Source organism: Streptomyces sp. NPDC041940, assembly GCF_055589465.1.
Genome location: NZ_JBVJBP010000032.1, coordinates 44494 through 68058 on the forward strand (window position 1 = coordinate 44494; position 23565 = coordinate 68058).

General features: G+C 71.6%; 17 protein-coding genes. 13 read left to right on the top strand and 4 right to left on the bottom strand.

Features of this window, described 5'->3' with window-relative positions; genetic code table 11:
* Positions 1-183 precede the first annotated feature (183 nt).
* From ACZ6I3_RS36740 to ACZ6I3_RS36760, 5 genes are all read left to right on the top strand, one after another.
* Positions 184-2304 carry an alpha-1,4-glucan--maltose-1-phosphate maltosyltransferase gene (locus ACZ6I3_RS36740; RefSeq protein WP_469420684.1) on the top strand — a complete coding sequence of 707 codons (2121 nt, stop codon included), beginning with the start codon at positions 184-186 and terminating at the stop codon, positions 2302-2304.
* Positions 2301-4001 (top strand): maltose alpha-D-glucosyltransferase, encoded by a 1701-nt coding sequence (treS, locus tag ACZ6I3_RS36745; RefSeq protein ID WP_469420685.1) that lies wholly within the window; start codon positions 2301-2303, stop codon positions 3999-4001. The genes ACZ6I3_RS36740 and treS overlap by 4 nt, the downstream gene beginning before the upstream one ends.
* A gap of 156 nt (positions 4002-4157) precedes the next feature.
* Positions 4158-5600, top strand: coding sequence for a maltokinase N-terminal cap-like domain-containing protein (locus tag ACZ6I3_RS36750; protein ID WP_469420686.1), 1443 nt, complete (start codon positions 4158-4160; stop codon positions 5598-5600).
* A gap of 31 nt (positions 5601-5631) precedes the next feature.
* Positions 5632-8433 carry a 1,4-alpha-glucan branching enzyme gene (gene glgB, locus ACZ6I3_RS36755; RefSeq protein WP_469420687.1) on the top strand — a complete coding sequence of 934 codons (2802 nt, stop codon included), beginning with the start codon at positions 5632-5634 and terminating at the stop codon, positions 8431-8433.
* An 87-nt stretch (positions 8434-8520) separates the two neighbouring features.
* The gene (locus ACZ6I3_RS36760) at positions 8521-8991 is read left to right on the top strand and encodes a hypothetical protein (RefSeq protein WP_469420688.1); all 471 of its coding nucleotides are present in this window, start codon (positions 8521-8523) and stop codon (positions 8989-8991) included.
* A gap of 94 nt (positions 8992-9085) precedes the next feature.
* Here the strand turns inward: ACZ6I3_RS36760 and ACZ6I3_RS36765 are convergent, their stop codons facing one another.
* Together ACZ6I3_RS36765 and ACZ6I3_RS36770 are read right to left on the bottom strand one after the other, a co-directional pair.
* Positions 9086-11347 (bottom strand): HelD family protein, encoded by a 2262-nt coding sequence (locus tag ACZ6I3_RS36765; protein WP_469420689.1) that lies wholly within the window; start codon positions 11345-11347, stop codon positions 9086-9088.
* A gap of 151 nt (positions 11348-11498) precedes the next feature.
* Positions 11499-12008 carry an Lrp/AsnC family transcriptional regulator gene (locus ACZ6I3_RS36770; RefSeq protein WP_469420690.1) on the bottom strand — a complete coding sequence of 170 codons (510 nt, stop codon included), beginning with the start codon at positions 12006-12008 and terminating at the stop codon, positions 11499-11501.
* 45 nt (positions 12009-12053) lie between these two features.
* On the opposite strand from ACZ6I3_RS36770, the gene ACZ6I3_RS36775 reads away from it, so the two are divergent.
* Both ACZ6I3_RS36775 and ACZ6I3_RS36780 read left to right on the top strand, forming a co-directional pair.
* Positions 12054-12968 carry an NAD-dependent epimerase/dehydratase family protein gene (locus ACZ6I3_RS36775; protein ID WP_469420691.1) on the top strand — a complete coding sequence of 305 codons (915 nt, stop codon included), beginning with the start codon at positions 12054-12056 and terminating at the stop codon, positions 12966-12968.
* 1 nt (position 12969) lies between these two features.
* Positions 12970-13872, top strand: a complete 903-nt coding sequence (locus ACZ6I3_RS36780) for an aldo/keto reductase (protein ID WP_469420692.1) — start codon at positions 12970-12972, stop codon at positions 13870-13872.
* Here the strand turns inward: ACZ6I3_RS36780 and ACZ6I3_RS36785 are convergent.
* Positions 13869-16118: an MMPL family transporter gene (locus ACZ6I3_RS36785; protein ID WP_469420693.1), complete on the bottom strand. Its 2250-nt coding sequence runs from the start codon at positions 16116-16118 to the stop codon at positions 13869-13871. The two genes, ACZ6I3_RS36780 and ACZ6I3_RS36785, sit on opposite strands and share 4 nt — an antisense overlap.
* A 218-nt stretch (positions 16119-16336) precedes the next feature.
* Here ACZ6I3_RS36785 and ACZ6I3_RS36790 point away from each other — a divergent pair, with 218 nt between their 5' ends.
* The 4 genes from ACZ6I3_RS36790 to ACZ6I3_RS36805 all read left to right on the top strand — a co-directional run bounded on the left by ACZ6I3_RS36790 (position 16337) and on the right by ACZ6I3_RS36805 (position 19420).
* A complete protein-coding gene (locus ACZ6I3_RS36790; protein WP_469420694.1) occupies positions 16337-16858 on the top strand; it encodes a hypothetical protein in 522 nt (173 codons plus the stop codon).
* Positions 16859-16970: 112 nt separating this feature from the next.
* On the top strand, positions 16971-17861 hold the full coding sequence (locus ACZ6I3_RS36795; RefSeq protein WP_469420695.1) for a DUF4097 family beta strand repeat-containing protein: 891 nt from the start codon (positions 16971-16973) through the stop codon (positions 17859-17861).
* Between the two features lie 70 nt (positions 17862-17931).
* The gene (locus ACZ6I3_RS36800; RefSeq protein ID WP_469420696.1) at positions 17932-19173 is read left to right on the top strand and encodes a cytochrome P450; all 1242 of its coding nucleotides are present in this window, start codon (positions 17932-17934) and stop codon (positions 19171-19173) included.
* 4 nt (positions 19174-19177) lie between these two features.
* Positions 19178-19420, top strand: a complete 243-nt coding sequence (locus ACZ6I3_RS36805) for a ferredoxin (protein WP_469420697.1) — start codon at positions 19178-19180, stop codon at positions 19418-19420.
* A gap of 98 nt (positions 19421-19518) precedes the next feature.
* Here the strand turns inward: ACZ6I3_RS36805 and ACZ6I3_RS36810 are convergent, their stop codons facing one another.
* The gene (locus tag ACZ6I3_RS36810) at positions 19519-20913 is read right to left on the bottom strand and encodes a cation:dicarboxylate symporter family transporter (protein ID WP_469420698.1); all 1395 of its coding nucleotides are present in this window, start codon (positions 20911-20913) and stop codon (positions 19519-19521) included.
* A 177-nt stretch (positions 20914-21090) separates the two neighbouring features.
* Here ACZ6I3_RS36810 and ACZ6I3_RS36815 point away from each other — a divergent pair, with 177 nt between their 5' ends.
* Positions 21091-22761: a sensor histidine kinase gene (locus ACZ6I3_RS36815; protein WP_469420699.1), complete on the top strand. Its 1671-nt coding sequence runs from the start codon at positions 21091-21093 to the stop codon at positions 22759-22761.
* Positions 22758-23456, top strand: coding sequence for a response regulator (locus ACZ6I3_RS36820; protein WP_469420700.1), 699 nt, complete (start codon positions 22758-22760; stop codon positions 23454-23456). Before ACZ6I3_RS36815 ends, ACZ6I3_RS36820 begins: the two co-directional genes overlap by 4 nt.
* Positions 23457-23565 lie beyond the last annotated feature (109 nt).

The following is a 23565-nucleotide window of genomic DNA, read 5'->3' on the forward strand; positions in this document are numbered from 1 at the left end:
TCGTCCGTCGCGGACGAGGCCGGTCTTGTGTGTCGACATACGCGTGAGTAGTTAACAAAGTGCCGGATTGCCCACCCGAATAGGGTGGGAAGGCTCCTGCGGGTACCCCTCTCAGGAGCACCACGCAGGACCCACCTCCCCATAGACCTCCGCCCACCCACGTTGACGCGGACAGGAGCGGTCATGCCCGCCAAGCACCCTTCGTCACCACCCCCGACCCGCCGCACCGGGGCGCACGCGCCCGGCGGCGAGGCACCCCCCGTGCGCCCGGCCGACGCCGGTCCACCGGTCCCGCAACCACCCCCCGTGGGCGAGGCGACCGCCGTCGGGCGCATACCCGTGCTCGATGTCCGCCCGGTCGTCCAGCACGGACGCCGGCCGGCCAAGGCCGTGACCGGCGAGACCTTCGACATCTCGGCGACCGTGTTCCGGGAGGGGCACGACGCGGTCGCCGCCAACGCCGTCCTGAAGGACCCCGAGGGCCGACCCGGGCCATGGACACCCCTGCGGGAGCTGGCCCCCGGCACGGACCGGTGGGGCGCCACGGTCACCGCCGGGAAGCCCGGCCTGTGGACGTTCACCGTGGAGGCGTGGGGCGACCCGGTCGGCACCTGGCGCCACCACGCGCAGATCAAGATCCCGGCCGGCATGGACACGGACGTCGTCCTGGAGGAGGGCGCGCGCCTCTACGAGCGGGCCGCCGGCGGCGTACCCGAGGAGGACGCCCTGCGGGACGTGGTCCTGGCCGCTGTCGACGCCCTGCGCGACGAGAGCCGCCCGGCGGCCTCGCGGCTGGCGGCGGCGTTGACGCCTGAGGTGGAGGAGGTGCTGGCCCGGCATCCGCTGCGGGACCTGGTCACCACCTCCGAGCCCCTGCCGCTGCTGGTGGAGCGGGAGCGGGCCCTGTACGGCTCCTGGTACGAGTTCTTCCCCCGCTCCGAGGGAACCCGGCAGCAGCCGCACGGCACGTTCCGCACCGCAGCCCGCCGCCTCCCGGCGATCGCCGCGATGGGCTTCGACGTCGTCTATCTGCCCCCGATCCACCCGATCGGCACGACCTTCCGCAAGGGCAAGAACAACACCCTCTCCCCCGGCCCCGACGACGTCGGCGTGCCCTGGGCGATCGGCTCCCCCGAGGGCGGCCACGACGCCGTCCACCCCGCCCTGGGCACCCTGGAGGACTTCACCTGGTTCGTGAACCAGGCCCGGGACCTGGGCATGGAGGTGGCCCTCGACTTCGCGCTGCAGTGCTCCCCCGACCACCCCTGGGTGCAGAAGCACCCCGAGTGGTTCCACCACCGCCCCGACGGCACCATCGCCTACGCCGAGAACCCGCCGAAGAAGTACCAGGACATCTACCCCATCGCCTTCGACGCCGACCTGGACGGCCTGATCGCCGAGACCGTGCGGGTGCTGCGGCACTGGATGGACAGCGGCGTGCGGATCTTCCGCGTGGACAACCCGCACACCAAGCCGGTCGTCTTCTGGGAGCGGGTCATCGCGGACGTCAACCGCACCGACCCCGACGTGATCTTCCTGGCCGAGGCCTTCACCCGCCCGGCCATGATGGCCACCCTGGCCCAGATCGGCTTCCAGCAGTCCTACACCTACTTCACCTGGCGCAACACCAAGCGGGAACTGACCGACTACCTCACGGAACTCTCCGGCGAGGCCGCGACCTACATGCGGCCGAACTTCTTCGCCAACACCCCCGACATCCTGCACGCCTACCTCCAGCAGGGCGGACGCCCCGCCTTCGAGGTCCGAGCCGTCCTCGCCGCGACCCTCTCCCCGACCTGGGGCATCTACTCCGGCTACGAACTGTGCGAGAACACCCCCCTCAGGCAGGGCAGCGAGGAGTACCTCAACTCGGAGAAGTACCAGCTCACCCGCCGCGACTGGGACACCGCCGAACGCGAGGGACACACCCTCACCCCCCTGCTGACCAGGCTCAACACCATCCGCCGGGAGAACCCCGCCCTCCAGCAGCTGCGCGATCTCCACTTCCACGACGCGGACCAGGAGGCGGTGATCGCCTACTCGAAGCGGAAGGGTTCGAACACGGTTCTGGTGGTCGCCAACCTCGACCCCCACCACACCCAGGAGGCGACGGTCTCGTTGGACATGCCGCAACTCGGCCTGGACTGGCACGAGTCGGTGCCGGTGCGGGACGAGCTCACCGGCGAGACCTATCACTGGGGCAGGTCCAACTACGTGCGTCTCGAACCGGGCCGGAGCCCCGCGCACGTCTTCACGGTGCTGCGACCGTCCACCCCGCAGATCGGAGGGTCACCCACAACATGATCGTCAACGAACCCGTTCCGGACACGTTCGAGGACACTCCTGCCAGGGACCGCGACCCTGAGTGGTTCAAGCGCGCCGTGTTCTACGAGGTGCTCGTCCGCTCGTTCCAGGACAGCAACGGCGACGGCGTCGGTGACCTGAAGGGCATCACCGCCAAGCTCGACTACCTCCAGTGGCTCGGCGTCGACTGCCTGTGGCTGCCACCGTTCTTCAAGTCGCCCCTGCGCGACGGCGGCTACGACGTCTCCGACTACACGGCCGTGCTCCCGGAGTTCGGCGACCTCGCCGACTTCGTGGAGTTCGTCGACGCCGCCCACCAGCGCGGCATGCGCGTGATCATCGACTTCGTCATGAACCACACCAGCGACCAGCACCCCTGGTTCCAGGAGTCACGGAAGGACCCCGACGGGCCCTACGGCGACTACTACGTGTGGGCCGACGACGACAAGCAGTTCCCGGACGCGCGCATCATCTTCGTCGACACCGAGGCCTCCAACTGGACCTTCGACCCGGTCCGCAAGCAGTACTACTGGCATCGTTTCTTCTCCCACCAGCCGGACCTCAACTACGAGAACCCGGCCGTGCAGGACGAGATGATCTCCGCGCTGAAGTTCTGGCTGGACCTGGGCATCGACGGGTTCCGGCTGGACGCGGTGCCGTACCTGTACCAGCAGGAGGGCACCAACTGCGAGAACCTCCCGGAGACACACGACTTCCTGAAGCGGGTGCGCAAGGAGATCGACGCCCAGTACCCGGACACCGTGCTGCTCGCCGAGGCCAACCAGTGGCCGGAGGACGTCGTCGACTACTTCGGCGACTACCCGAGCGGCGGCGACGAGTGCCACATGGCCTTCCACTTCCCGGTCATGCCGCGCATCTTCATGGCCGTACGACGCGAGTCCCGCTACCCGGTCTCCGAGATCCTGGCCAAGACCCCGGCCATCCCCTCGAACTGCCAGTGGGGCATCTTCCTGCGCAACCACGACGAGCTGACCCTGGAGATGGTCACCGACGAAGAGCGCGACTACATGTGGGCCGAGTACGCCAAGGACCCCCGCATGCGCGCCAACATCGGCATCCGGCGTCGTCTCGCCCCGCTGCTCGACAACGACCGCAACCAGATCGAGCTGTTCACGGCCCTGCTGCTGGCCCTTCCGGGCTCGCCGATCCTGTACTACGGCGACGAGATCGGCATGGGCGACAACATCTGGCTCGGCGACCGGGACGCGGTGCGCACGCCGATGCAGTGGACGCCCGACCGCAATGCGGGCTTCTCGTCCTGTGACCCGGGGCGGCTGTCCCTGCCGACGATCATGGACCCGGTCTACGGCTACCAGGTCACGAACGTCGAGGCCTCGATGTCCTCGCCTTCGTCGCTGCTGCACTGGACCCGCCGCATGATCGAGATCCGCAAGCAGAATCCCGCGTTCGGACTCGGCACGTACACCGAGCTGCCCTCCTCCAACCCCGCGGTACTGGCGTTCCTCAGGGAGTACGAGGACGACCTGGTGCTGTGCGTGAACAACTTCTCCAGGTTCGCCCAGCCCACGGAGCTGGATCTGAGCGCCTTCGAGGGGCGGCACCCGGTGGAGCTGTTCGGCGGGGTGCGCTTCCCGGCCATCGGCGAGCTGCCGTACCTCCTGACCCTGGCGGGCCACGGTTTCTACTGGTTCCGGCTCCGCGGGGACACCGTATGAGGGCCGCGTGAGGCCCGGCACGGCCTGCTGAGGCCTGATCCGCGGGGCAGGCCGCCAATCCCCCGCGGCGGGGCGTTTCTCCTGCCCCGCCCGGGGCACGCATGAAGGACACCCCACCCGGTGACGCATCACACATGGGTGAAAGGACGCGACGTCATGTCGGAAGCCGTCACACGCACCGTCACCACCCCGCCCGGCCTTCTCGCCTCCCTCGATCCACTGCTGCGGGAATGGCTGCCACGGCAGCGCTGGTTCGCCGGCAAGGGCCGTCCGGTCACCGGGTTCACGCTGGTCGAGGCCACCGAGCTGCTCCCCGCAAGTGCCAAGCTCGGTCTGTACCACCTGCTGGTCCGCGCCCATCAGCCGCTCGTGCCGTCCTCCGGCGCGCCCGGCCATCCCGGCGACTGCTACCAGCTCCTGATAGGCGTGCGCGAGGCGCTGCCGCCTCGGCTGGCGCCCGCGCTGATCGGACACGTGGCGACGGGGCCGCTGGCCGGCCGTACGGTCTACGACGCCCTGCACGACCCCAGGCCCGCCGAGCTGCTCCTGGAGGCGTTGCGCACCCAGGCCCGGATCGGCAGGCTCCGCTTCGAGCGGGACCTCGGCCAGGACATCCGGTCCGGGCTGGTGCCGCGCGTGGTGACCGCGGAGCAGTCCAACTCGTCCGTCGTCTACGGAGATACGTTCATCCTCAAGCTGCTGCGCCGGATCGTGCCCGGGGTCAACCCCGATCTGGAGCTGCCGCTGGCACTGGCCCGCGAGGACTGCCCCCGGGTGCCCGCGCCCACGGCCTGGATGGTCGCGGACATCGACCCCACGGCGGACCCGGTGATCTCGGCGGGCCCGGCGGACGTCGCCGGCCAGCCGTATGTGCTGGGGGTGCTCCAGCCGTTCGTGCAGGGCGCCTCCGACGGCTGGGAGCTGGCGTTGCGCGAGCTGGCCAAGGGCGAGGACTTCGGCGCCGAGGCACGGGCGCTGGGCCGGGCCACCGCCGAGGTGCACACGGCGCTGGCCCGCGCACTGCCGACGGTCACGCTCGGTCACATGCAGCTCCGGCTCATGGTGGACGGCATGCTCGAGCGGCTGGAGGCGGCCGTCCAGGCGGTGCCCGCGCTGCGGCCCTACGCCGACGGGCTGCGGTCGGCGTTCACGGCGCTGGGCGATCTGGCCGCCGAGGGCCGCACCTGGACCGCGCAGCGCGTGCACGGCGATCTGCATCTCGGGCAGTGCCTGCGTTCCCCCTCCGGCGAGTGGTGGCTGATCGACTTCGAGGGCGAGCCGGCCCGGCCCCTGCCCGAGCGGCGTATGCCGCAGCCGGCGGTGCGGGACGTCGCCGGCATGCTGCGGTCCTTCGACTACGCGGCCCGCTCGGCCGATCCGCCCCACCCGGACTGGGCCGAGACGTGCCGGTCCGCCTACTGCTCCGGCTACGCGGAGGCCTCCGGCCGCGATCCGCGCACCGACCCGGTGCTGCTGCGCGCCTACGAGACGGACAAGGCGATCTACGAGGTGGTGTACGAGGCCCGGCACCGCCCCGACTGGCTGCCGGTGCCGCTGGCCGCCATAAGCCGGCTCTCCTCGTCCGGCCACCTGACCTGACTGACCCACCTGCGCCCAGGAGGCTGCGCCCGTGACCCCCCGCTCCGAGTCCAGCGGTTCGCACCCGAAGAAGACGGCCGGGGAGAAGATCCCCGAGCAGCCGACGGCCGCCCAGCGGAAGAGTTCCGCGAAGAAGACGGCGGTACCGAAACAGGCGGCGAAGAAGGCCGCCGCCAAGAAGGCGGCTTCGGCGCAGTCACCGGCGAAGAAGACGACTGCGGCGAAGACGACTGCCGCGAAGAAGGCCGTCGCGAAGAAGGCGGCTCCCGCGAAGGCGACCGCGGCGAAGGCCACTGCCAAGAAGGTGGCCGCGACGAAGACGGCCGCCAAGAAGACCGCGGCGAAGAAGACGGCCGCCGAGAAGACGACGGCCAAGAAGGCTGTCGCCGAGAAGGCCACGACCGTGAAGGCCGGGTCCGCCAGGGCCACGGCCGCCGGCGCCTCTGCCACGAAGGCCGCGGCCAAGAAGACAACCGCCAAGAAGACAACCGCCAAGAAGACAACCGCCAAGAAGACCCCTGCCACGAAGGCCGCAGCGAAGAAAGCCCCTGCCAAGACAGCCCCCGCCAAGACAGCGGGCGTCAGGAAAGCCGCTGCCGAGAAGACCGCCCCCGCCCAGGTCGTCCCGCCGGAGATGGAGATCGCCGTCTCGCCCGCCGTCGACGCGGTGGACCGGGAGCGGCTGCTCGGCGGGACGCATCACGATCCGCACTCCGTGCTCGGCGCGCACCCCGTGCCCGGCGGGGTCGCGTTCCGGGCGTTCCGGCCGTACGCCCTGTCGGTGACGGTGGTCGCCGGGGAACTGCGGGCGGAGCTGCACGACGACGGCGAGGGGTTCTTCTCCGGGCTGCTGCCGCTGCGGGAGGTGCCGGCGTACCGGCTGCTCGTCGCGTACGAGGGCACGCTCCTGGACACCGAGGACGCCTACCGCTTCCTGCCCACGCTGGGCGACCTCGACCTGCATCTGATCGGCGAGGGCCGGCACGAGGAACTGTGGACGGCGCTGGGCGCGCACCCGACGATCCACGAGGGCGTGACCGGCACCCGTTTCTCGGTGTGGGCGCCGAACGCGCAGGGCGTGCGCGTCGCCGGCACCTTCAACTTCTGGGACGGCACCGGCCACGCCATGCGGTCGCTGGGCTCGTCGGGTGTGTGGGAGCTGTTCCTGCCGGACATCGGCGAGGGCGAGCTGTACAAGTTCGACATCACCCGCCCCGACGGCTCGAAGACGCTGCGCGCCGACCCGCTCGCCCGGCGCACGGAGGTGCCGCCCGCGACCTCGTCGGTCATCACGTCCTCGGCGTACGAGTGGGGCGACGACGAGTGGCTCGCCCGGCGCGCCGAGGCTCCGGCGCACGAGGCGCCGTTCTCGGTGTACGAGGTGCATCTGGCCTCCTGGCGCCCGGGACTGACGTACCGGCAGCTGGCCGATCAGCTCCCCGGGTACGTGAAGAACCTGGGCTTCACGCATGTCGAGCTGATGCCGGTCGCGGAGCATCCCTTCGGCGGCTCGTGGGGCTACCAGGTCACCGGCTTCTACGCGCCGACGGCCCGGCTCGGCACGCCGGACGACTTCCGGCACCTCGTCGACTCGCTGCACCGGGCCGGTATCGGCGTCCTGATGGACTGGGTGCCGGCGCACTTCCCGCGCGACGACTGGGCGCTGGCCGAGTTCGACGGGCGGCCCCTGTACGAGCACGAGGATCCGCTGCGGGCCGCGCATCCCGACTGGGGCACGCTGGAGTTCGACTTCGGGCGGCGGGAGGTGCGCAACTTCCTGGTCTCGAACGCCCTGTACTGGTGCGAGGAGTTCCACATCGACGGCCTGCGCGTGGACGCCGTCGCCTCGATGCTCTACCTCGACTACTCGCGCGAGGCGGGGCAGTGGACGCCCAACGAGCACGGCGGCCGGGAGAACCTGGACGCGGTGGCGTTCCTGCAGGAGATGAACGCGACGGTGTACCGCAGGGTGCCCGGCGTGGTCACGATCGCCGAGGAGTCGACCGCCTGGGACGGAGTCACCCGGGCCACCCACCACGAGGGCCCGAGCGGCTTCGGCGGGCTCGGGTTCGGGCTGAAGTGGAACATGGGCTGGATGCACGACTCGCTCCAGTACATGAGCCATGAGCCGGTGCACCGCAAGTACCACCACCACGAGATGACGTTCTCGATGGTGTACGCGTACAGCGAGAACTACGTCCTGCCCATCTCGCACGACGAGGTGGTGCACGGCAAGCGCTCCCTGGTGTCGAAGATGCCCGGCGACTGGTGGCAGCAGCGGGCCGGGCACCGGGCCTACCTCGGCTTCATGTGGGCCCACCCCGGCAAGCAACTGCTTTTCATGGGGCAGGAGTTCGCGCAGGGCGCCGAGTGGTCGGAGGCGCACGGCCCGGACTGGTGGCTGCTGGACCCGGGCTACGGGGCCGAGCCCGACCACCGGGGCGTGCGCGACCTGGTCCGCGACCTCAACACCGTCTACCGGGCCACCCCGGCGCTGTGGCGCCTCGACACCGACCCGGCCGGTTTCGAGTGGATCGTCGGGGACGCCGCCGACGACAACGTGCTCGCGTTCCTGCGGCTGGATCCGGAGGGCACCCCGATCCTGGCGGTGTCGAACTTCGCGCCGGTCGTCCGCCCGGACTACCGCCTTGGCGTGCCCGAGGACGTCCCCGCCTGGCACGAGGCCGTCAACACCGACGCCGCCCGCTACGGCGGCGGCGACATCACCAACCCCGACCCGGTCAAGCCCGAGGCCCAGCCCTGGCACGGCCGCCCGGCCAGCATCCGCCTGACCCTGCCGCCGCTGTCGACGGTGTGGCTGCGCCCGGCGTAGGCGGCCGCCGCCCGTTGTGACACCGCTGTGACGGGAGGTGTGGCTTCCGCCACAGCCCGTGCGGCCGGGCCCTGGTGGGGTGGCGGCATGCTGATCGGTCTGGGCATCTCCGTCGTCTGTGCCCTCGGCGCACTGGTCGCGGCCGCGGGAGTCGTCGCGATGGCGTTTCCCGGCCGTCCCGAGCCCTGGCTGCCGCTGCTGCTGCGCCGCGCGGCGACGATGTTCGCCTGGGCGGCCGTGTCCGTCTACTCCCTGGGGCTCTTCGCCGTGCTGGAATCGGAGTGGGAGTTCGGCGAAGGGGCCTCCTCGGTCCCGGCCCGGGCCTGCCTCGACGGCTTCGACCGGGACACGGTCCAGGGCCTCTCCCACCACCGGGCCTCGTACCTGCCCCTGCGCTTCGACTGCGTCCGCCAGGACGGCACCGTCTACACCGCGGACCCCTCCTACCTGTGGATGAACTGGGCGAGCATGTCCTTCGCCCTGTCCGCCGCCGGGCTCGCCATCAGCGCGGGCTACGCGACCGAGTTCCGCGCGCGCAAGAGCGCGGCGGACTCCTGAGGGCCTGGGGGGCACGCCCTGCGGGAGCCGAGGCCGCTGCTGTGAGCGGCGGCATCGAGTCCCGCAGGGCGTCGGAGAGCCCGTGCCGGCCGGGCTACCCGAAGTGTTCGGCCAGGGCCTTCGGCAGCTCCCCGGTGTGCAGCACGCCGAGCCGCTGGGTGGCCCGGGTCAGGGCCACGTACAGGTCGCTGGTGCCGTAGCGGCCGGGCTCGACCACCAGGACGGAGTCGAACTCCAGGCCCTTGGCCTGGCGCGGGTCGAGGAGGACGACCGTCTGCGTGAGGTCGGGTTCGGCGCCCGCCGTCACGCCGTCCAGCCGGGCGGCGAGGCCGCGGTGGAGGTCGCGCGGGGCGATCACCGCGAGCCGCCCCTCGGCCGGGGTGAGTTCCCCGACCGCCTTGGCGACGGCGCCCGGGAGGTCGTCGGTGGCCCGTGCCCACGGCCGTACACCCGTGGAGCGGACCGAACTCGGCGGCTCGAACCCCGGGTGCTCGGCGCGGACCACGGCCGCCGCGGCGTCCATGATCTCAGCCGGGGTGCGGTAGTTGACGCCGAGGCGGGTGTGCTCCCAGCGGTCCTCGACGTACGGGGCGAGGATGCCCGCCCAGGAGCCGACACCGGCCGCCTCCGCCGTCTGCGCGGGGTCGCCGACCAGGGTCATCGAGCGGGTCGGGCTGCGCCGCATCAGCAGCCGCCAGGCCATCGGCGACAGCTCCTGCGCCTCGTCGACGATGATGTGCCCGAACGCCCAGGTGCGGTCGGCCGCCGCCCGCTCGGCGGCGCTGCGGTGGTCGTCCTCCTCGTGCCGCTCGGCGAACCGCTCGGCGTCGATGACGTCGTGCGCGGACAGCACCTCGCTGCCGTCGGGGTCGCTGTCCTCCTTGTCCTCGAACTCGTAGGTCCGGGAGGCGTACGACACCTCCAGCACGCCCTGCGCGTAGGCGATCTGCTCCTCCCGCTCGCGCGCGGCGCGCTCCCGGGCCAGCCGGTCGTCGTCGCCGAGGAGTTCGGCGGCCTCGTCGAGCAGCGGCACGTCCGCGACCGTCCAGCGCCGGGTCACCGGGCGGCGTACGGCCTCGGCGTCCTCGGCGGGCAGGAACTCCTCGGGCGCGGCGAGGAAGTCGGCGACGAGCCGCTGCGGGGTGAGCACCGGCCACAGCTGGTCGATGGCGGACCAGACGTCGGGGTTGTCGGCGATGTCGTCGCGGATCTGGGTGATGTCGCTGGGGTCGAGCAGGCTGGACCCGTCGAAGGGGTCGGTGCCGATCCGCTCGGCGTACAGGTCGGTGAGCGCGTTGAGGATGTGGCCCTCGAAGTGCTCGCGGGCCGCGTTGTGCGGCAGCTTGGCGGCGCGGGTGCGCTCGCGGGCGACGTTCACCAGACCGTCGTCGAGCATCAGGACCTCGCGGTCGTGCTCGATGGCGATCACCGGGTCGGGCAGCGCCTGCCGGTCCCGGACGACCTCGGCGAGGACGTCGGCCATGCCGGCCCGGCCCTTCACGGCGGCGGCCTCGGGCGTGTCGGTCGCGGTCGCCTTCACGCCGGGGAACAGCTCGCCGACGGTCGCGAGGAGAACGCCCGTCTCGCCGAGGGAGGGCAGCACCTCGCCGATGTAGCCGAGGAACGCCGGGTTGGGTCCGACGATGAGGACCGCCCGCTTGGCGAGCAGCTCGCGGTGCTCGTACAGCAGATAGGCGGCGCGGTGCAGTGCGACGGCCGTCTTGCCGGTGCCCGGACCGCCCTCCACCACCATGACGCCGCGGTGCGGGGCGCGGATGATGCGGTCCTGGTCGGCCTGGATGGTCTGCACGATGTCGCTCATCCGGCCGGTGCGGGCCGAGTCGAGCGCGGCGAGCAGCACGGCGTCGCCCGTCGGGTCCTCGTGGCCGGTGCGGGTCTCGTCGCCGAGGTCGAGGATCTCATCGTGCAGGTGGGAGACCCGCCGGCCGTCGGTGGCGATGTGCCGCCGGCGCCGCAGGCCCATCGGGGTGTGGCCGGTGGCCAGGTAGAAGGGGCGGGCGACGTCGGCACGCCAGTCGATCAGGACGGGGGTGCGCTCGGCGTCGTCGGTGCGCAGCCCGATCCGGCCGATGTGGTGCGTGACGCCCGAGGTGAGGTCGATCCGGCCGAAGCACAGGGAGCCGTCCACCGCGTTCAGCGCGGCGAGCAGCCCCGAGCGCTCGGCGACGAGGATGTCCCGCTCGAGTCTGGCCTGCATGGGCGTGTTGCCCTGGGCGAGCGCGTCCGTGACGGAGGACTCGGTGTCGCCGCGCAGGGCGTCCACGCGTGCGTACAACCCGTCGATGAATTCCTGCTCCTGCCGCAATTCATCGTCCGGAAATTCGGTGTTTGACAATTCCACTCCCGCCCGGATATACTGTGCTCACTGAACTTCACGTGACTTCCTTCAGGTTGAAGTCACGAACAAACAAATATACGCCAGGAAATCCCCCGAGCGCAATTGCTCGGGGGATTTCCTGTTGTGCGCGTATTCCTTGACGCCCGCGTCAAGGCACCAGCGGTTTCCGCTCCACCGGGGAGGTCAGCACGATCGACGTCGTCGTGCGCCCCAGCGCGGAGACGCCCTCCAGGACCTCCTCCAGGTGGACGGTGTCCCGGACGGCGACCTTGAGGATCCAGCAGTCCTCGCCGACCACGTGGTGCACCTCGGTGACCTCGGGCCGCTCGATCAGCTCCAGGGTCCTCGGGTGCTTGAGGTTGTAGCCGCCGTGCGGGTTGACCCGGATGAACGCCTGGATGCCGTAGCCGAGGCGGGCCGGGACGACCTGGGCGCCGTAGCCGCTGATCACGCCCGCGGCCTCCAGTCGCCGCACCCGCTCGGTGACCGCCGCCGGGCTGAGCCGGACCCGGCGGCCCAGCTCGCTGAGCTTGATGCGGCCGTCGGTCTGGAGCAGGTGGAGGATCTGCCGGTCCAGCGCGTCGAAGACCACCGAGGTTTCGTCGGCGGTGGCGCGCAGATGCCGTGGTTCTTTCGGCGTGGCGGCCTGAACTCCCATGGTTCCCCCTTCAGTACATGGATGTACGCCAGGAGAATTATGGCCATGGAAAAGGTCAGGAACGTACTGGTCATCGGTGGAAGCCGCTACATCGGCAAGCGTCTGATCGCACGGCTGCGGGACGAAGGGCACCGGGTCAGTGTGCTGAACCGGGGGTCCGCCCCGCCTCAGGCCGGGGTGGAGCAGCTGGTCGCCGACCGGGACGACGAGCGGTCGCTGACCGCGGCGCTGGGCTCGCGCGCCTTCGACGTCGTCGTCGACCAGGTCTGCTACACCCCGCGCCAGGCGGCACTCGCCCGCCGTGTCCTCACCGGCCGTACCGGCCGCTATGTGATGACCTCGACGGTCGAGGTGTACGAGTACGAGGACTCCCCCGCCCTCGTGCGCGAGGAGGCCGTCGACCCGGCCACGGTGTCTGCCGATCTCGAACTGCCCTGGGACGACCCGGTGTTCCTGGAGGCGCACTACGGGGAGGGCAAGCGGCAGGCGGAGGCGGTCCTCGCGGCCGACGGCCCGGCGCTGCCGTACACGGCGGTGCGGGTGGCCCATGTGCTGGGCGGGGGCGACGACTTCACCGGACGGCTGGCCCACTACGCGGAGCGGATCCGCACCGGCGAGCCGATCACCGTGCCGGTGGTGAACCGGCCCGCCACGTACATCCACGTCGAGGAGATCGCGGACTTCCTGGCCTGGGCGGCGGGCGAGGAGTTCACCGGGCCGGTGAACGCCGCCTCGCACGGGACGCTGAGCACCGAGGAGTTGTGCGACGCGGTGGCCGCGCACGTCCCGGGCGGCCGGGCCGTGTTCCGGCCCGTGGACGTCGGCGAGGTCTCCCCGTTCTCCTTCCGCCGCTCCTACGGCATGGACAACAGCCGTGCCACCCGGCTCGGCCACACCTTCGCCGACGCCCGGCAGTGGTTGCCGCGTGCCGTCGCCGAGACGCTCGGAAAGGCCGGCTGAGATGCGGTACAGGAGACTGGGCGGGCTGCCGGTGAGCGCGATCGGGCTCGGCGCGATGCCGCTGTCCCTCGAAGGCCGGCCGGACGAGAAGCGAGCCCTGGCCACCGTGCACGCCGCGCTCGACGCGGGCGTGACCCTCCTGGACACGGCCGACTCCTACCAGCTGCCGGGCGCGGAGCCCGGCCACAACGAACGTCTGCTGGCCCGGGCGCTGGCCACGTACGGCGGTGACACCTCCGGCGTGCTGGTGGCGACGAAGGGCGGCCGCGGCCGCCCGGCCGGCGGCGACTGGACGGTGAACGGCCACCCGCGCCACCTCAAGGCCGCCGCCGAGGCCTCCCGCAAGCGCCTCGGGGTGGAGGCGATCGGCCTCTACCAGCTCCACAAGCCGGACCCCGCGGTGCCGTTCGAGGAGTCGGTCGGTGCCCTGCGGGAGCTGCTCGACGCGGGCACGATCCGGCTGGCCGGGGTGTCCAACGCGGACGCGGACCACATCCGTGTGGCACACGGGATCCTCGGCGACCGGCTGGTGTCGGTGCAGAACCGGTACTCCCCCGCCGTCCGGGGCAGCGAGCCGGAGCTGCGGCTGTGCGCGGAACTGGGGCTGGCGTTCCTGCCGTGGAGTCCGCTGGGCGGGCTGGCCCGCAGCTCCCTGGACGGGCCGTCGCGGACGGAGGGAGCGGACCGCTTCGCGGCCTTCCACGCCGTCGCCGCGGAGCGCGGTGTCAGCCCCCAGCGGGTCGGCCTGGCCTGGCTGCTGGCGCGCTCCCCGGCCGTGATCCCGATCCCGGGGTCGAGCCGGCCCGAGACGGCCAGGGACTCGGCGGCCGCGGCGGACCTGCTCCTCAGCGCGGAGGAACAGGCCCGCCTGGACGAGGCCGCCACGATCAACTCGTGCCGCTAGTCGACCAGTTCGGGTGCCCGGCGCGGCGGCGCCACCTGCCCCGCCGGGGCCGTGCCGGAGAGCTTCGCGCCTTCGACGTCGAGGTTCGGAAGCAGTCGGTCGAGCCACCGCGGCAGCCACCAGGCCGACTCGCCGAGCAGGGCGAACAGGGCGGGGACGATCGTCATACGGACCAGGAAGGCGTCGAAGAGCACCGCGGCCGCGAGGCCGAAGCCGATCATCTTGACGAAGTCGTTGTCCTCCACGATGAAGCCGGAGAACACGCTGATCATGATGGCGGCGGCAGCGGCCACCACCCGGCCGCCGTAGCGGAAGCCGGTGACGACGGCCTCGGCGGGCCGGGCCCCGTGGACGTAGGCCTCCCGCATCCGGGTCACCAGGAACACCTCGTAGTCCATGGCGAGTCCGAAGACCACACCGATCATGAAGATCGGCATGGTGCTCATGATCGGGCTCGGCTGGTCGACGCCGAAGACGTCGGCGAGCCAGCCCCACTGGAAGACCGCGACGACGGCGCCGAGCGCGGCGGTCACCGAGAGCAGGAAGCCGAGCGCGGCCTTGAGCGGCACGAGGACCGAGCGGAAGACCACCATCAGGAGCAGGAATGCCAGGCCCACGACCAGGGCGAGATAGGGAAGCAGCGCGTCGTCGAGGGTCTCGGAGAAGTCGATGAACATCGCGGTCTGGCCGGTGACCAGGACCTCGGCGCCGGTGTCGGCCCGGAAGCCGTCGGCGAGGGAGCGCAGCTGACGCACCAGGTCCTCGGTCGCGGCGTCGGTGGGGCCGGTGGCCGGGACGACGTTCAGGATCGCGGTGTCGCCGGTCTCGTTGGGCGTGGCCGGGGTGACGGTGGCGACGCCGTCCTGCCCGGCGAGGCGCCTGCCGACGGTGCCGGCCGCGGCCTTGGCGTCCGGGCCCTCCACGGTGATCGTCAGCGGCCCGTTGAAGCCAGGACCGAAGGAGTCCGAGAGCAGGTCGTAGGCCTTGCGCTGGGTGGTGTCGGGGGCCATGGTGCCCTCGCCGGGCAGTCCGAGCTCCAGGCTGGCGGCGGGCAGGGCGACCGCGCCGAGGCCGAGGACGGCCACGACCAGGACGGCGACGGGGTGGCGCAGGACGTAACCGGCCCAGCGGGAGCCGAGGTTGGGCTTGCGACGGGCGTCCTTCGCGGCGAGCTTGTCGGCCCTGCGCTGCCGGCGGGCGCTGAGGGGCTTGCCGGAGAAGCGGTGGCGCTCCCGGCGGCGCAGGACCTTGACCGGCGCGAAGCCGAGCAGCGCCGGCACGAAGGTGAGGGCGACCAGGACGGCGATGGCGACGGTGCCGGCGGCGGCCAGGCCCATCTTGGTGAGCATCGGGATGTTCACCACGGCCAGGCCCGCGAGGGCCACGATGACGGTGAGCCCGGCGAAGACGACCGCGGAGCCGGCGGTGCCGACCGCCCGCCCGGCGGCGTCGGCGCGGTCGCGGCCCTCGGTGAGTTCGGCGCGGTAACGGGAGACGATGAACAGGGCGTAGTCGATGCCGACGGCGAGGCCGAGCATCATCGCCAGGGTCGAGGTGGTGGCGGACAGGCCGAGGGTGGCGCCGAGCGCGGTGATCGCGGAGATGCCGACGCCGACGCCGATGAGGGCCGTGAGCAGGGGCATGCCGGCGGCGATCACGGAGCCGAAGGTGAGGAGCAGGACCAGGGCGGAGACCAGGATGCCGATCTTCTCGCCGGTGCCGCTCATGGCGGCGTCGATCTTCACGGCGTCGCCGCCGGCCTCCGCGGTCAGTCCGGCGTCGCGGGCCCGGGCCAGTGCGTCGTCGAGGGCGTCGTGCGCCTTGTCGCCGACCTCGGCGGCGGGGACCTTGTAGGTGGCGATGGCGTAGGCGGTGGAGCCGTCCTCGCTCACCGCCTTCGTCGCGAAGGGGTCGCTCACCGAGGCCACCTGCGGGGACTTCCTCAACTCCGCGACCAGCGCGGCGACCTGGGCCTTGCGCGCGGGGTCGGAGATCTTCCCGCTCTCGGGCGCACGGACCACGACCCGGGCGCTCGCGCCGTCGGCGCTCGCGTCCGGGAACTTCTTCTCCAGCAGGTCGAAGGCCTTCTGCGACTCCGTGCCGGGCATCGAGAAGGTGTCCGCGGGCGGCGCCGGGGCGGCGGAGGCGGCGAAGCCCGCACCGCAGAGGACCACCACCCACAGCAGCACCATCAGCCATCGGCGCCGGAAGGCGAGACGGCCCAGTTTGTAAAGGAAGGTAGCCACGGCGGGGAACTCCTGTCGGTGGGCGAGGGATGGCACCAGACTCTGGCGCTGAAGTGACGCCACAATGGCATCACTCTGACTCCATCGCAAGCCCCTTCCGGCCCATCACAGCACGTTGACACCTTCTCTGGACAAAGAAACGCCAGGTCAAAGCCCATTCAAGCGAGAAGGAGCCAAGATGGCTCGCTATGGCGCCACCCATGTGCCATCATGACGTCATGGACCTCACGCCCTACGTCGACACCCTCCGGCACGAGCTGGCCGTGGCCGCGGCGGCCGGCGGCGACGATGCCCGCGCCCTGGCCGAGCGGCTCACCGCCCCTCTGGAGTCCGCCGCCCGGCTGACCCTCCTCGACGCGCTGTCCGCCGCCATGGGCGAGGTCACGCGGGAGCTGGCGCCGGGCTCGGTCGATGTGCGGCTGCGCGGATCCGACCCGGAATTCGTGGTGACGGCGCCGCACGCCCCGGAACCGTTCCGGGAGGCGCGGGAGCCGGTCACGGCCCCCGCCGCTCCGCCACCGCTGCCCGCGGACGCCGACGACGGCACCATGGCCCGGATCAACTTCCGTCTCCCCGCCCAGCTCAAGACCCGCACCGAGGAGGCCGCGGCGACCGAGGGCCTGTCGGTCAACGCCTGGCTGGTGCGGGCCGTGTCCCTCGCCCTCGCCGGCGGGGAGCGCGCGAGCCCGGGCCGCGGCAAGGACCCGGACAGCCGGAGCCTCACCGGCTGGGTCCACTAGCCCCCCGGCCGGGCCCTCACTCTCACCGGCGGCTCGCCGACCCCGCCGACGTCACGCATCACCCGCCGCACCGGCGGGATCATCCACCCAATCCCTACAGAACGGGACGACCATGCCTGCCTTCGACACCCCCGAACCGATCTCCGTCACCCTCGAGTTGGAGGCCGGGACCGCCCGCCTCACCGCGGGCAAGCGCACCGACACGGTCGTGGAAGTGCTGCCGCGCAACGGCTCCGACGACAACGACGTACGCGCCGCGCAGCAGACCCAGGTCACCTGCTCGGGCGGCCGCCTCACGGTCAGGACGCCCAAGAAGCGGACCCTGTTCGGCAAGCCGGGCGCCATCGAGGTGAGCGTCGAACTGCCCGCGGGGTCCGATGTCCGGGGCACCACCGCCATGGGCGGCTTCTCCTGTGAAGGCCGCTTCGGAGACGTCACGCTCAAGACCTCGCTCGGCGAACTCCAGGTCGACGAGGCCGGCGCGGCCGTCCTCAAGACCGACCACGGCGACATCCGCCTGACCCGCTCGACCGGAGACGTCGAGATCATCGGCGCCGGCCGGGTCGACGTCGGCACGGTCGCCGGCACGGTCGCCGTCAAGAACAGCAACGGCGCCACGGAGGTCGGCGAGGTCACCGGCGGCCTGAAGACCAGCGCGGCCAACGGCGACATCTCCGTCGGCATCGCGCACGGCGACGTCAGCGCCAAGTGCGCCAACGGCCGGATCGAGATCGGCGTCGCCCACGCCGGGGTCGACGCGATGGCCTCCAACGGCCGCATCCGCGTCGGCGACGCCACCCGCGGCCGGATCGACCTGCGCATCTCCGTCGGCGACCTCGAAGTGGGCATCCACGAGGGCACCGCCGCCTGGCTCGACCTGAACGCCAAGTACGGCACGGTACGCAACTCGCTCGGCTCCTCGGCCGGCCCCGCGGACTCCGACGAGACCGTCGAGGTACACGCCCGAACCTCGGCAGGCGACATCATCATCCGCCGCGCCTGACCTCGCGCCCACCCCGGTTCCACCCCCGCATCACGATGCGCACCCCGCCCGACGAACGCAGGAGGACCGCATGCCGTACGACCCGACGGACGCCGGCACCACCCCGGCCGGCACCACCGCCGAGGAGCCGCCCACCCTGCCCACCGAGAGGCACACCGGCTGCCCCTTCGACCCGCCCGCCGAACTCACCGCGCTGAGCGACCAGCCGCTGCGCCGCCTGCGCTACGCCGACGGACACACGGGCCGGCTCGCCACCGGCCACGCCGCGGCCCGCGCGGTACTGGCCGACCCTCGCTTCAGCTCACGCTACGAACTCCTGCACATGCCGGTACCGGTCCCCGGGATGCCCACGGAGCTGCCGCCGGCCCCGGTCGGCGACATGACCGGCCTCGACGCCCCCGAGCACACCCGCTACCGGCGTCTACTCACCGGGAAGTTCACCGTCCGGCGCATGCGTCGACTCACCGAGCGCGTCGAGCAGTTCACCACCGAGTGCCTGGACGCCATGGAGCAGCACGGGCCCACGGCCGATCTGGTGGAGGCGTTCGCGCAGCCCGTGCCCGCGCTCATGATCTGTGAACTGCTCGGCGTGCCGTACACCGACCGGGACCGGTTCCAGAGCCAGGTGGCGGTCATCTTCGACCAGACGGCGGACGCGGAAGCCAGGGGCGGTGCCTACACGGCGCTGCTCCAGTACCTGAACGAACTGGTCCTCGCCAAGCGCGCCGAGCCCACCGACGACCTGCTCAGCGATCTGACCACCTCCGACCTCACCGACGAGGAGCTGGCCGGCATCGGCGGACTGCTGCTCGCCGCCGGGCTCGACACCACCGCGAACATGCTCGCCCTCGGCACCTTCGCCCTGCTGAGCAACCCCGACCAGCTCGACGCGCTGCGCGCCGACCCCGGTCTCGCCGGGCAGACCGTGGAGGAACTGCTGCGCTACCTCAGTGTGGCCGACCCGATCCTGCGGACTGCGCTCGAGGACGTCGAGGTGGAGGGACGGATCGTCAAGGCGGGCGAGACGGTGACCGTTTCCGTGCAGGCGGCCAACCGCGACCCGCACCGCTTCCCCGACCCCGACCGGCTCGACATCCACCGCAGGGCCACCGGCCACCTCGCCTTCGGGCACGGCGCCCACCAGTGCCTGGGCCAGCAGCTCGCCCGGGTCGAGATGACCGTCGCGTTCCCGGCGCTCTTCGCCCGCTTCCCCACCCTGCGCCTCGCCGTGCCGCCCCATGAGGTGCCGCTGCGCGAACACTCCAACATCTACGGCGTGATCAGCCTGCCCGTCACCTGGGACGAGGAGTAGCCCCATGAGCGACCCGCACGAGCCACCGCGGATCGGAGTCGACCGCGACCGCTGTGCCGGCGCCGGCATGTGCGCCCTGACGGCTCCGCAGGTCTTCGACCAGGACGACGAGGAAGGCCTGGTGGTGCTCCTGCGCCCCGACCCGGCCCCCGAGCACCGGGCCGCCGCCCGGATGGCGGCCGGGCTCTGCCCCGCCGGGGCGATAGCCCTCGGGGAGAACGGCGACGCCGAGCGGGCAGGTCCCTAGGGGAGGAGGACCTGTCCGCTCGGCGTCTCACAGACCGGGCGGCTGAGCGACGGGGGGACGCCCAGCCGCCCGGAGTCTCGCGGAGTGCGACGCGACCGTCAGGTCTTCGCCAGCTCCTTCTCGCCGCCCTGCTCGGGCAGCTCGACGTGCTCGTCGGACGAGCCGCCGTGGCCGTCGTCGTCCAGCAGTGTCTTCTCGTCGAAGGGCAGCTGGCCGGCGAGGACCTCGTTGACCCGCTCCCTGTCGATCTCCTTCGTCCAGGTACCGATCAGCACGGTGGCGACGGCGTTGCCGGCGAAGTTGGTCAGGGCGCGGGCCTCGCTCATGAAGCGGTCGATGCCGACGATGAGGCCGATGCCGTCCACCAGGGCCGGCTTGTGCGACTGCAGACCACCGGCCAGGGTCGCGAGGCCGGCGCCGGTGACACCGGCGGCGCCCTTGGAGGCGACGAGCAGGAAGAGCAGCAGCGGGATCTGCTCGCCGAGGGACATCGGGGTGCCCATGGCGTCGGCGATGAACAGCGAGGCCATGGTCATGTAGATCATGGTGCCGTCGAGGTTGAAGGAGTAGCCGGTCGGGACGGTGATGCCGACCACCGGCTTGCTGACGCCCAGGTGCTCCATCTTCGCGATGAGCCGCGGCAGGGCGGACTCGGAGGAGGAGGTGGACAGGATCAGCAGGAACTCGCGGCCCAGGTACTTGAACAGCGTGAAGATGTTCAGCCCGGAGATGACGCGCAGCAGGGCGCCGAGCACGATGAAGACGAAGAGGAAGCAGGTCACGTAGAAGCCGAGCATCAGCACGGCGAGGCTCTTGAGCGCTTCCAGCCCGGCGGAGCCGGTGACGGCGGCGATGGCGCCGAAGGCACCGATCGGGGCGGCCCACATGACCATGGCGAGGATGCGGAAGACGAGCCGCTGGATGTGCTCGATACCGCGCAGGATCGGCTGGCCGGCCGAGCCCATGCCCTGGAGGGCGAAGCCAGCGAGCAGGGCGATCAGCAGGGTCTGCAGGACCGACTCGTTGGTGAAGGCGGAGACGATCGTGGTCGGGATGATGCCGAGCAGGAACTCGGTGGTGTCCTTGGCCTCGGAATCGATCTGCGCGTGACCGGCGTCCTTGACCGCGTCGGTCACGGCGAGGCCGGTGCCCGGGTCCAGGATGTTGCCGACGACCAGGCCGATGCCCAGCGCGACCAGCGACATCACCATGAAGTAACCGAGGGCGATACCGCCCACGGCCCCGACCTTCGCGGCCTTCCGTACCGAGCCGATGCCCAGCACGATCGTGCAGAAGATGATCGGCGAGATCATCATCTTGATCAGCGCCACGAACCCGGTGCCGATCGGCTTCAGCCCGACAGCGAAGTCCGGTGCGGCCAGACCCACCGCGATACCGGCAGCGACCGCGATGATCACCGCGATGTAGAGATAGTGGGTGCGGTCCCGCTTGGGTTTGCGTGCGGCAGGTGCCGTATCGGCTGCGCTGGTCACGGCGGCCCTCCTTGACGACGTCGTCGGCATCACCGGCGTGCGGCTCACGTCCGGAAAAGTGGGAGCGGGGCTCCCGGAGATGCGTTATAGGGAATGCCGTGACTATGTCCTGCTCTGTGAGCGCGGTCACCCTTCCGTTCATTTAGTTCACAATCAGCCAAGGGGCAGACTGACGACATGCGCATCTCCGTCCCCCGACCCCGCAGCCTGGCGGCCCAGCTCTTCGCCATGCAGGCCGTACTGATAGCGGTCGTCGTGGCCGGATATGCGCTGTTCACCTATGTCAGCGACCGCAGCCAGGCCGAGGAGGCGGCAACGCGCCAGGCCAGGGCGGTGGCGCGCTCCGTGGCCGACTCCCCGTCCGTGCTGGAGGCGGCCCGTACGCCGGACCCGACCGCCGAGCTCCAGCCGTACGCGCTGAAGGTCATGCAGGACACCGAGGTCGACTTCATCACGATCATGAACCCGCAGGGCATCCGCTGGACGCACCCCGACCCGGGCCAGATCGGCCAGACCTTCCAGGGCCACACGGAGCGGGCCCTGCGGGGCGAGACCTTCACCGAGACCTACACCGGCACGCTCGGCCCCTCGGTGCGCGCGGTCACCCCGATCCAGGACGGCACGGAGATCGTCGGCCTGGTCAGCGCGGGCATCCGGGTCCAGGCGATCACCGACCGTGTGCAGAGCCAGGTCACGGCCCTGATCGGCGTAGCGGCCGGGGCGCTGGCCCTGGGCGCCGTCGGCACCTACGTGGTCAACGCCCGGTTGCGCCGCCACACCCACGGGATGAACGCGGCCGAGCTCAGCCGGATGCACGACTACCACCAGGCCGCCCTGCACGCCGTACGGGAGGGGCTGCTGATGCTGGACGGGCAGTACCGTGTGGCGTTGATCAACGACGGGGGGCGGGAGCTGCTCGGCGTGGAAGGGGACGTGGTGGGCAGGTCGGTGGCCGAGCTCGGGCTCCCCGCCCCGCTGACGGGCGCGCTGCTGGCGTCGGAGCCGCGGGTGGACGAGGTGCATCTGACGGCGTCGCGGGTCCTGGTCATCAACACCTCCCCGGTATCGGGCGGCGAGCGGCGCGGTACGGTCGTCACCCTGCGCGATGTCACCGAACTCCAGTCACTGATGGGCGAGTTGGACTCCGAGCGGGGCTTCACGCAGGCGCTGCGCTCGCAGGCGCACGAGGCGGCGAACCGGCTGCACACGGTCGTCTCGCTGATCGAGCTGGACCGGGCGGAGGAGGCGGTGGACTTCGCGACGGCCGAGCTGGAGCTGGCGCAGGCACTGACCGACCAGGTCGTGGCGGCGGTGGGCGAGCCGGTGCTGGCGGCGCTGCTGCTGGGCAAGACGGCCCAGGCGAACGAGCGGGGCGTGGAGCTGATGGTGTCGGAGGACAGCAGCCTGGACGACGGTCTGCTGCCCGAGACGCTCCCGGCGCGGGATCTGGTGACCATCCTCGGCAATCTGATCGACAACGCCGTGGACGCCGCGCAGGGCAGTGTGCGGGCGCGGGTGACGGTGGCGGCGTACACGCAGGGCACCGAGGACTGCCCCGAGCTGGTGCTGCGGGTCTCCGACACGGGCCCGGGCGTCGATCCGGAGCACGCCGAGGCGGTCTTCCAGCGGGGCTTCTCGACGAAGCCGGCGGGCCCGGGCGGACGAGGTCTCGGACTGGCCCTGGTACGGCAGGCGGCGCAGCGGCACGAGGGGACACTGTCGGTGGCGGAGGCCGACGGCGGCGGGGCTCAGTTCGAGGTACGGCTGCCGCTGCGCGAGTCCGGCGCGGTCGCCGCAGGCGTGACATCCGGAGGCCCGGTGTCCGAGGGCTCTGGAGGCACCGCATGACGAGCGGCACGACACACGCGAAAGACATCCGGGTCCTGGTGGTGGAGGACGACCCGGTGGCCGCCGACGCCCATGTCATGTACGTCGGGCGGGTCCCCGGGTTCGTGGCCGTGGGCAAGGCGCACACGGGCGCGGAGGCCCGCCGGGCCCTGGAGCGCACCCCGGTGGACCTCCTCCTGCTCGACCTGCACCTGCCGGACGTGCACGGCCTGCACCTGGCACGCTCCCTGCGGGCGGCCGGCCACCACGCCGACGTCATCGCGGTGACGTCCGCCCGCGACCTGGCCGTCGTACGCGAGGGCGTCTCGCTCGGAGTCGTGCAGTACGTGCTGAAGCCGTTCACCTTCGCGACCCTGCGGGACCGCCTCGTGCGGTACGCCGAGTTCCACGCGTCGGTCGGCGAGGCGAGCGGCCAGGACGAGGTGGACCGGGCCCTGGCGGCCCTGCGCGCCCCAGGCCCGGCCGCGCTGCCCAAAGGCCTGAGCGCGCCCACGCTGGAGCGGGTGACGGTGACCCTGCGGGACAGCGCGGAGGGCCTCACGGCCGCCGGGGTGGCGGAGACCGTGGGCATCTCCCGCATCACGGCCCGCCGTTATCTGGAGCATCTGGTGGACGCGGGGCGCGCGGCCCGCCGCCCGCAGTACGGCACGGTGGGGCGCCCGGAGCTGCAGTACCGCTGGGTCACCGGCCAGTGACGACCCGTCAGCTCTCACCCGCCGGGATCAAACCCCCGCACACGCATTGACCTGACTAGACCACTCAACTTAGGTTCACGACGCAGCCGTCCAGGCCACAAAGAAGTGC